The 1,244-nt window shown below is 66.7% G+C and carries 2 protein-coding genes; both read right to left on the bottom strand.

What is annotated here, in order from left to right; genetic code table 11:
* On the bottom strand, positions 1 to 481 hold a 481-nt coding region (locus MKK54_RS16505; RefSeq protein WP_244012292.1), incomplete at its 3' end, for a 3-oxoacid CoA-transferase subunit B.
* A gap of 36 nt (positions 482 to 517) precedes the next feature.
* Complete coding sequence (locus tag MKK54_RS16500) at positions 518 to 1,234, bottom strand: CoA transferase subunit A (protein WP_244012293.1); 717 nt, start codon at positions 1,232 to 1,234, stop codon at positions 518 to 520.
* Positions 1,235 to 1,244: the final 10 nt, after the last annotated feature.

The following is a 1,244-nucleotide window of genomic DNA, read 5'->3' as shown; positions in this document are numbered from 1 at the left end:
CGGCCAGCAGTTTCGGGCTCTCCGAACCGTCCTTGCCCTTGGCGGTGTGCTCCATCACCACCACCACCTTCTTGACGCCGGCCACGAGGTCCATGGCGCCGCCCATGCCCTTCACCATCTTGCCCGGGATCATCCAGTTGGCCAGATCGCCGTTCTGCGCCACCTGCATGGCGCCGAGGATCGACAGGTTGATGTGCCCGCCCCGCACCATCCCGAACGAATCCGAGGACGAGAAGTAGCTGGTGGTCGGCAGCGCGGTGATCGTCTGCTTGCCGGCATTGATGAGGTCGGCATCCTCCTCGCCCTCGTAGGGGAACGGCCCCATGCCGAGCATGCCGTTCTCGGATTGCAGCTGCACGGACATGCCGTCCGGGATGTAGTTCGAGACGAGGGTGGGGATGCCGATGCCGAGGTTCACGTAGAAGCCGTCCTGCAGCTCCTTCGCGGCGCGCTCGGCCATCTGTTCGCGGGTCCAGGCCATGGTTCGTGGTCTCCTAAGCGGGCTCTCGAGGGGCGGTCAGGCGGTGGCGGGCTCGCCGCGCTTGCGCGTGGTGCGCTGCTCGATGCGCTTCTCGCGCACCGGCACGTGGACGATCCGCTTCACGAAGATGCCGGGGGTGACGATGGTGTCGGGGTCGATCTCGCCCGGCTGCACCAGGTGCTCGACCTGCGCGACCGTGATCCGGGCGGCGGTGGCCATCATCGGATTGAAGTTCCGCGCCGTCTTCCGGTAGATCAGGTTGCCCTCGGTGTCGCCCTTCCAGGCGTGGACGATGGCGAGATCCGCGAACAGGCTGCGCTCCATCACGTAGTCCTCGCCGTCGAACGCGCGCACGTCCTTGCCCTCGGCGATCAGGGTGCCGACGCCGGTCTTGGTGTAGAAGGCCGGGATGCCGGCGCCGCCCGCGCGGATGCGCTCGGCCAGCGTCCCCTGCGGGTTGAACTCGATGGCGAGTTCGCCGCCGAGGTACTGCCGGGCGAATTCCTTGTTCTCGCCGACATAGGACGAGATCATCTTGGCGACCTGACGGGTCTCGAGGAGCTTGCCGAGGCCGACGCCGTCGATGCCCGCGTTGTTCGAGACGACCGTGAGGTCCTTCACGCCCGAATCCCGCACCGCGTCGATCAGCGCATCCGGGATGCCGCACAGGCCGAAGCCCCCGCACATGATCGTCATGCCGTCCTTCAGCACGCCGGCCAAAGCCGACGTCGCGTCGGAATGTACTTTCTTCATGCCGTCCTCC

Source organism: Methylobacterium sp. J-068, from assembly GCF_022829445.1.
Taxonomy (GTDB): Bacteria; Pseudomonadota; Alphaproteobacteria; order Rhizobiales; family Beijerinckiaceae; genus Methylobacterium.
Note: the sequence above shows the minus strand (reverse complement) of the source record. Positions and strands in the feature narration are given on the sequence as shown.

Excerpts from the sequence above, each read along its gene's own strand:
- MKK54_RS16500 (WP_244012293.1), bottom strand. The coding sequence starts at position 1,234 with ATGAAGAAAGTACATTCCGACGCGACGTCGGCTTTGGCCGGCGTGCTG.